Raw genomic sequence first — 8,058 nt, 5'->3', positions numbered from 1 at the left:
GGGGCACCCCTTCCAGCGGGCGCACCACCGTGGCCGGTTCGGGGCCTTCGGCGGGGACACCGCCACTCGTCCCCTCGCGGTCGCCGTGTGCGCCGCTCCGTGGAAGGGACCGTTGCGATGACGTTGTCCGGGCGCGACGCCTACCGCGCCGAACTCGCCGCGCTCGCCGCCGGGGACGACCGGGTCCTGTGCCTGGAGGCCGACCTCGGCGGCAAGGGGCACCCCTTCCAGCGGGCGCACCCCGAACGGTTCCTCAACCTCGGCATCGCGGAGGCCGCGATGGTCGACATGGCGGCCGGTCTGGCCGCCGCCGGATGGAAGCCGTTCGTCTCGACCTTCGCCCCCTTCGCCGCGCTGCGCGCCGCCGAGAGCCTGAAGCTGACCCTCGGCTACCTGCGCGCCGGCGTCACCGTGGTCGCCCCGTACGCGGGCGTGTCCGGCGCGTGGTTCGGCACGACGCACCACTGCCTGGAGGACCTGGCCGTCCTGCGCAGCATCCCCGGCGTGACGATCGCCGCGCCGTACGGGGAGGCCGAGATGCGCTCCGTGGTCCGTGCCGCGGTGCGCTCCGGACGTCCGCACTACATCCGCACCGGCCGCAACGCCGCGTACGAGAGCCTGCGGGCGCCCGTCGCGGAGGGCGGCACCGTCACCTGGGAGCACCACGGCTCCGGCGCCGCCGGCGAGCGGTGCCTGGTCTCGGTCGGCGAGGAGGGCACCCGGCTCGCGCTGGCCGCCCGCGCGGAGTGCCCCGGCACCGCGCACGCCCACCTCACCTACCTGGACCACGCCCACCTCTCCCGCGCCGCGGCCGAACTCGCCCGCCACCACCGCCGCTTCGTCGTCGTCGAGGAGCACCGCACCGAGGGCGGCGTCGCCGAGGCCCTCGCGCTGCTGCTGCCGGCCTGCGAGGTCACCTCCGTCGGCGCCGGCCACGGCTGGCCGTCCGAGGGCGGCGACCACCAGGAGGTGATGGCCGCGCTCGGCCTCCACCTGCCCGCCGTGCTCCGCGCACTGAATCCGATCCCGCACCAACCGAGGGGGTTCTCATGCACGTACTGATGGTCGAATGCAATCCGAACGGCGTCGCCGGCATCGCCAACGCCCTGTCCCTGGGCCATGAGGTGACGCTGGTCAGCGCCGACCCCGGCTTCTACGTCGCCGCGTCACCGCTCGCCGAGCCGGCCTTCGCCCACCCCCGCTGCCGGGTGATCACCAGCGAGTCCGCGTTCTCCATCGACGCGCTGGAGCAGCTGGCGAAGGAGGTGCACGCGAGCAGCCCGGTCCACGGCGTGACGACCTACAGCGAGTACCACACCGTCCACACCGCCTCCGTCGCCCGCGCCCTCGGCCTGCCCGGGATGAGCGTGGAGGGCGCCCTCAACGCCCGCCACAAGCACCGCACCCGGCTCACCCTCGCCGGCACCGACGTGCGCCAGCCGCGCTTCGCGCACGCCCGCGCCCTGGACGAGGTGGAGGCCGCGATCCGCGAGGTGGGCTTCCCGTGCGTGGTCAAGCCCTCCGACGGCACGGCGAGCCTGCACGTCCTGCACCTCACCGGCGAGGAGGACCTGGCGGCCTACCTCGCCGACCTGGCGGAGGTCGCCGACTACGGGCGCGGCGTCACCCGCATCCCGGACGTCGTCGTCGAGGAGTTCGTCGAGGGCGAGCTGGTCTCCGTCGAGGCCGTGGTGCTGGACGGCGGGGAGATCGTCAACCTCGGCATCACCGACCGCTGCCTGAGCGGCTTCCCGTACTTCATCGAGATGGGCGCGACGTACTTCCGCGGCCACCCGCTGCAGGACGAGCTGTTCGAGATGAACGAGAAGGCGCTGCGCGCCCTCGGCATCGACTTCGGCTTCATCCACGCCGAGTACCTGCTGTCCGCCGACGGCCCGGTGCTGTGCGAGGTCAACGGCCGGCTCATCGGCGGCATCGTGCCGCAGCTGATGAAGATCTCCAGCGGGGTGGACCCCTACCTGGAGGTCATCCGCCAGGCGCTCGGTCAGACGCCGGACCTGCCCTTCCCCGGCACGGTCACCGCGAGCGGCCGCTGGTTCGGCTCGCCGGTCGAGGGCACCCTGCGCGCGGTGGACTTCACCGCGCTCAACGAGCAGCCGGGCTTCGTCGAGGCCCTCAGCTACCGCGCCCCCGGCACCGGTGTCGCGCGGCTGTCGAAGAGCAACTTCGACTGGCTCGGCCACGTGATCTTCACCGGCAACGGCCGCGCGGAGGCCGGGGGCCGCTGCGAGGCGGCGCTGGACCGGATCGCCGTCGACCTGTCCGTCCAGGTCGCCCGGTGAGCGCGCTCCGGCGCGTCGCCGTCCCCCTCCTCGACCCGCAGACGCTGTACGACGTGGAGGTCGGCGAGGGGGTCTTCACCCGGATCGAGGCGGTCGCCGACCGGGACGTCCGGGCCGGCGGCGAGCCGGAGCTGTGGCCGGGCTTCGTCGAGGCGCACGCCCACCTCGCGCTGCCCGCCAACTTCGACGACTCCCTCGACGACGCGCGGATCTCCGCCCTGTCGTACCTCTTCCACGGCGTCACGCACGTCGTCGACATGTTCGGCTTCCCGCTGGTCGCCGACGCCTGGGAGGCCGGCCGCGCCACGTCCCCGGTGCCGTACCCGCGGCTGGCGCACTGCGGCTACGCGGCCACCTCCATGCGCGACGGCGAGGGACTGACCGGGCACGGCGTGGAGTTCCCCGCTCCGGTCTTCATGCTCGGGGTCGGCGACGACCTGGAGCCGCTGATCACCGCCAACCGCGCGCGCGGCGCGACCTTCCTCAAGGTCATGTTCACCGACGGCACCGAGCAGCCCGGCACGGCCCGGCGCTTCTCGCGGCTGCCCGCGCCCGTGCTGGAGCACGTCGCGCGGGTGGTCCACGCGCACGGGCTGCCCGCGATCCTCGACTGCAACACCCGCGAGGAGGTCCTGCAGGCGTACGCGTACGGCTTCCGGCTCTTCGCCCACCCCGTCCGCGACCTGGAGCTGACGGCGCAGGACTGGCACGCCCTGGAGGGGGCGCGCTTCGTCTCCACCCTCGGCGGGCTGTACCCGATGGTCATGGAGCGGGAGGACTTCCGGCGCGAGTACGGCAGGCCCGGCTTCCGCGAGACCCAGGACCCGGCCAACCTCGACTTCGTCGCGGGCGTCGAGGAGCCCTTCGGCATCCGCTTCGGCTGCCAGGACACCCGCACCGCCGCGCTCGCCACCATGCGGGCCAACAGCCTCCGGGCCCTGTCCCGCCGCGGCATGCTGGTCGGCACCGACTGCGGCAACACCGGCGCCTTCCACGGCTACAGCCTGCTCGGGGAGCTCGACCGGCTCGCCGGCGACGACCCGCGCGAGCGCGCCGCCCTGCGGCACGGCCTGCTGCGCGCCGCCACCTTGGACAACCGGCTCTTCTTCGACGAGGTGTCCGGGTCGGCACCCTCGCCGGATCTTCTTCACGAAGGCGCCCCCGCGACCTTCAACCTGCTCCCGGCGGCCGCCAAGGAAGAACCGCTGTCCACCCTGCCCGAACTCACCGTCGCGGCAGGCGTGGTGGTCGACCGCCAGGCCGTCGCGCAGGAGATCAGGTCCCTGCGGGCGACCCCCTCGGGAGGGAAGGTCGGCCTGCACCACGACGAGAGGTCGGACTCGTGAACGCAACGGCGAAAAGGACGCTCGCCGGTGTCTGCGTCGGCATCGCGCTGGCGCACGTCGGCAACTACATCTACTTCCCGCACCTCGTCTCCACCCTGGGCGTCGAGTACAGCGGTTTCTGGGCCGGGTTCGTGATGTTCCTGACCTACGTGGGCCGGCTGTCCTCCACCTTCTTCTACGAGGGGCTGGGCGCCCGCCTCGGCACCCGCGGCAGCGTCATCGCCGGCATCGCCCTGGAGGCCGTCGCCCTCGGCCTGATGGGCTTCGCGGACGGGCTCGTTGCGTACGGTCTGTGCGCCTTCTTCGTCGGTTTCGGGTCGGGCATGTCCTTCCCGGGGCTGAAGAACATCCTGGGCGCGCTGCCGGAGGAGCACCGCGCGAAGGCCTTCTCGTACTTCCAGATGGCCTGCCAGACCGGCGTCATCGCCGGTGCGGTCGTCGGCGGGCTCTTCCTGTGGGCCGACATGCGCGTGCTGTTCGGGGTGGTCTTCGCGCTCTTCGCGGGCTACTGCCTGGCCGCGGTCTTCGTCATCCCGCGCGACGAGGAGCAGGACCGGGCGGCCGCCGCAGCGACCCCGCTGGTCAACTTCGCGGTCCTGAAGGGCCTGAAGGCGGGTGCGGGCACGCGCTACTTCTTCCTGTCCAGCCTGTTCTGGATCATGTCGATCAGCTTCCTGGTCGGCATGCCGCTGTTCATGGAGGAGTACGTCAAGGGGCTGCCGGTCTCGGCGCCCTTCTGGATCAGCGGCATCACTCTGATGGCGCTGCAGTACCCGGCCTTCCGGTTCATGATCAAGCACTTCCGTCCCGGGCAGGTCATGGCGGTCGCGTTCGGTGCGATGGCGCTGGCGTTCGTCCTGTTCGGCGCGGGGCGGAACGTGCTGTGGGTGGTGGTCGGCTGCTTCGTGGTGGTCTTCGGGGACATCCTCTTCACGCCCTCGTTCGACCTGTGGGTCACCCGGCGGATCCCGGCGGACCGGCTGGCGCGCGCGATGGGCGCCATGCACTTCTTCCGCAGCTTCGGCAACATGGCCGGCACGCTGGTCGCGGGCGCCCTGTTCGACCTGGCCCACAACACCGGGATCCCGGGGCTCAACTGGTACCTCACCGCCGCCCTCGCGGCCGCCTGCGCCCTGGTCAGCCTCGGCGTCTCCGCCCGCGAGCGCACGGCCGAACCCGGCCCCGACCCCGAGACGACCCCCGCCCCCGCGCCTTCGGCGGCCTAGGGAGGGTCGGGTGCACCCGCGGCACCGCACCCGTGCGGTGCCGCCGTGGGGCGCGCCCAGGCGTGCGCCACCGTGACCCGGTCCGCGCACCGGACGCACCGCTGTCCAGGTGCGGCCAGGCCGCTTGCTGACAGCGGGCACCGCTTGCCCGCAAACCCCCGCGCCGGGTTGCATGGAATACGCACCCGTCGAAAGTCCGGTAATTTCCAGACGGAGGAATCCCAATGACCCGGAAGGGGAATGCGGAGCTTCTGGCGGGGTGTGCGCGAGGGGAACAAACGGCCTGGGACGAGATGGTCGAGCGATTCGGCCGGCTCGTCTGGTCCGTCATCCGGAGCCACCGGATGAACGACGTGGACGCCGAGGACGTACGGCAGTTGACCTGGTTCCGGCTGGTGCAGAATGTGGACCGCATTCGCGACCCGGACCGGATCGGTGACTGGCTCGCCACCGTGGCGAGGCGTGAATCCCTCAAAGTGGTGACACGGGGAAAGCGACTCGTCATGGTGGGGGACAGCCAGACCCTCGAGGTCCTGTCCGGCCACCACGAGAGCCCCGAGCAGATCACCCTGCGGGCGCACCGCAAGGAAGAGGTCCTGCGGGCCATCCACGGCCTGTCGGACCAGTGCCGCGGCGTGCTGCGGATGGCGCTGGAGGACCCGCCGGCCTCGTACGAGGAGATCTCTTCGGCGCTGTCGATGTCGCTGGGCTCGGTCGGCCCCATCCGCACCCGCTGCCTGCGCAGACTGCGCCGCGCGCTGGCGGCCGCGGAGGAGGGCGAGCCCGTGCCGCCGTCCGGGCCGGCGCCCTGCGGGCGGTGCCCGGGGGGCGAGGTGTCCGGTCCGGGGCGGTCGGCGGATCTGGTGGGGGAAGGCCCCGAAGCCGCGGCCGGCCGAGCTGCCGGATGGGAGTGATGCGCATGCCTCGCTATGACGTCGAGGAATTGGTGCGGTCCGTCGTCGTGGAGGCGATGGGAATCGACCCGGAGAAATACCATCCCGATCTCGCCTTCGCCTCCGACCTCGGCCTGGAATCGCTCGACCTGCTCGACGTGTTCTTCCGGATCGAATGCTGCGTCCCGGTGGTCCTCTCCGTCGAACGGTGCGGCCGCTATCTCCAGGGCGAGGTCCCGGACGAGGAATTCTGCGACGCGAACGGAATCATCAGCCGGCGCGGTCTGGAAAGGCTGGCGGTCGTCATGCCGCAACTCGACCCCGAAGTCTGGGCGGGGAGACTCACCCTCGACCGGATGCTGGAGCGGCTGACCGTCGGGAACCTCGTCGCGATGGTCGAGCACATGCTGGCCGAAGGGCGGCCGGTCCATGCCTGAGGAATCGGCGCGGGCGTCCGCGGAGGGCAGGACCGTGGTGCGGGTGGGCAGTTGCGACGTCCACGTGGACTCCTTCCGGAGGCTGGTGGCCTGGCACGGCCCCGAGGCGCTGCGGCTGCCGGCCGGCGGCGCCTCGGCGGTCGGCTGGTCGCTGCGGCAGGCCGCGCTGCGAGCCCTGGCCGCGCCGCCCCGGGTGGGCGGCCGCTGGGGCGACATCGACGTACGGGGCCCCGAAGGAGGGCCCTGGACCCTGCTGTTCAAGGGAGAGCTGGCGCGCTTCGCCGACACGGTGCTCAGCGGTGACGTCAACGTGACCGTCACCGCCGACGCCGGCCGGGTCACCGCCTTCGCCGTGCTGACCCGCCGCGAGCGCCCCGCCACCCCCACCGACGACGAGACCGAGGTACGCAGGTGAGCACAGCGACCGAGACCGGGCTGCTGGTCAGCCGCGAGATCATCACCGGCGAGGAGCTGGGTGGCGTCCCGCTCGCCGGACCCGGTGCCGTGGCCTCGGCCGCCCGCCGGGCGGCCGCCGCCGCGCCGGGCTGGGCGGCGCTGCCGGCCACCGACCGGGCCGAGGTGCTGGAGCGCGCCGCCGGGCTGCTCCTGGAACGCGCCCAGGAGGTCCAGGACCTGCTGGTCCGCGAGGGCGGGTCGATCCCCGGCAAGGCCTTCTACGAGGTCCACGCCGGCGCCGGGGAGTTACGGCACGCCGCCGAACTGGTGCGGGAGCCCGAGGCCCCGCACGGCCCCGGCTCCGACCCCGGCAGGCAGACCGAGGTGCGGCGGGTGCCGCTGGGCGTCGTCGGGGTGATCGTCCCCTGGAACTTCCCGCTGCTGCTGGCCCTGCGCTCGGTCGCCCCGGCCCTCGCGCTGGGCAACACCGTGCTGCTGAAGCCCGATCCGCACACCCCGCTGTCCGGCGGCCGCGTCCTGGCCGGGATCCTCGCCGACGCCGGGCTGCCGGGGGGCGTGCTGGAGGTGGTGCACGGCGGCGCCGACACCGGCCGGGCCCTGGTGCAGGCACCGGACGTGGCCATGGTGTCGTTCACCGGCTCCACCGAGGCCGGGCGGGAGATCGGCGCGACCTGCGGCCGCCTGCTGAAGCGGGTGGTCCTCGAACTCGGCGGGCAGAACGCCTTCGTCGTCCTGCCGGACGCCGACCTCGAACAGGCCGCCTCCGCCGGTTCCTGGGGGTCCTTCCTGCACCAGGGCCAGATCTGCATGGCCGCCCGCCGGCACCTCGTCCAGCGCGAGGTGGCCGCGGAGTACACCGCCGCGCTCGCCCGGCACGCCGGGGCACTGCGGATCGGCGACCCGTACCGCGAGGACGCGCAGATCGGGCCGGTCATCGACCAGCGGCAGCTCACCTCGATCGCCGCCGCCGTGGAGAACGCCATCGCCCAGGGCGCCCGGCTGGTCACCGGCGGCCGGGCCCGCGGACCGTACTTCCCGCCGACCGTCCTGGCCGACGTCACCCCGCTGATGGACATCTTCAGGACCGAGGTCTTCGGCCCGGTGGCCACGATCACCGCCTTCGCCGACGACGGCGAGGCGGTGGCCCTGGCCAACGCCTCCGACCACGGACTGACCGCCGCCGTCTACACCTCCGACGCCGAACGCGGCCGGGCGCTGGCCCGCAGGATCCGCTGCGGCGTCGTCCACGTCGGCGACCAGACCGTGGGCCACGACCCCCGGCTGCCCTTCGGGGGCGTCGGTGCGTCGGGCAACGCCTCCGGCTTCGGCGGCCGGGCCGCCCTGGAGGCCTTCACCCGCTGGCACACGCTCACCAGCAGCGTCCCGCCCCGCGGCTACCCGTTCTGAGCCTGTACCCACCGTTCCGAGCCGAGCAG

At 73.0% G+C, this 8,058-nt stretch carries 8 protein-coding genes; all 8 read left to right on the top strand.

The genetic code is table 11. From position 1 onward, the window contains the following. The first annotated feature begins 117 nt into the window (after nt 1-117). The 8 genes from PV410_RS17290 (at nt 118) to PV410_RS17255 (ending at nt 8,029) form a co-directional block, all read left to right on the top strand. Nucleotides 118-1,062 carry a transketolase family protein gene (locus tag PV410_RS17290; protein ID WP_500325462.1) on the top strand — a complete coding sequence of 315 codons (945 nt, stop codon included), beginning with the start codon at nt 118-120 and terminating at the stop codon, nt 1,060-1,062. Continuing rightward, on the top strand, nt 1,050-2,303 hold the full coding sequence (locus tag PV410_RS17285; RefSeq protein WP_500325460.1) for an ATP-grasp domain-containing protein: 1,254 nt from the start codon (nt 1,050-1,052) through the stop codon (nt 2,301-2,303). The genes PV410_RS17290 and PV410_RS17285 overlap by 13 nt, the downstream gene beginning before the upstream one ends. Beyond that, on the top strand, nt 2,300-3,649 hold the full coding sequence (locus PV410_RS17280; protein ID WP_500325458.1) for an amidohydrolase family protein: 1,350 nt from the start codon (nt 2,300-2,302) through the stop codon (nt 3,647-3,649). The genes PV410_RS17285 and PV410_RS17280 overlap by 4 nt, the downstream gene beginning before the upstream one ends. Continuing rightward, nucleotides 3,646-4,875: an MFS transporter gene (locus PV410_RS17275; RefSeq protein ID WP_500325456.1), complete on the top strand. Its 1,230-nt coding sequence runs from the start codon at nt 3,646-3,648 to the stop codon at nt 4,873-4,875. The genes PV410_RS17280 and PV410_RS17275 overlap by 4 nt, the downstream gene beginning before the upstream one ends. A 224-nt stretch (nt 4,876-5,099) precedes the next feature. After that, the gene (locus PV410_RS17270) at nt 5,100-5,789 is read left to right on the top strand and encodes an RNA polymerase sigma factor (protein WP_500325454.1); all 690 of its coding nucleotides are present in this window, start codon (nt 5,100-5,102) and stop codon (nt 5,787-5,789) included. Further along, on the top strand, nt 5,789-6,205 hold the full coding sequence (locus PV410_RS17265; RefSeq protein WP_500325452.1) for an acyl carrier protein: 417 nt from the start codon (nt 5,789-5,791) through the stop codon (nt 6,203-6,205). The genes PV410_RS17270 and PV410_RS17265 overlap by 1 nt, the downstream gene beginning before the upstream one ends. Further along, entirely contained in the window at nt 6,198-6,620 is a 423-nt protein-coding gene (locus PV410_RS17260) for a hypothetical protein (protein ID WP_500325450.1), read from the top strand. The genes PV410_RS17265 and PV410_RS17260 overlap by 8 nt, the downstream gene beginning before the upstream one ends. After that, a complete protein-coding gene (locus PV410_RS17255) occupies nt 6,617-8,029 on the top strand; it encodes an aldehyde dehydrogenase family protein (RefSeq protein WP_500325448.1) in 1,413 nt (470 codons plus the stop codon). Before PV410_RS17260 ends, PV410_RS17255 begins: the two co-directional genes overlap by 4 nt. Nucleotides 8,030-8,058: the final 29 nt, after the last annotated feature.

Origin of the sequence: Streptomyces sp. PA03-5A (assembly GCF_033792725.1) — a bacterium.
Taxonomy (GTDB): Bacteria; Actinomycetota; Actinomycetes; order Streptomycetales; family Streptomycetaceae; genus Actinacidiphila.
This window is presented reverse-complemented; position numbering and strand designations above follow the sequence as displayed.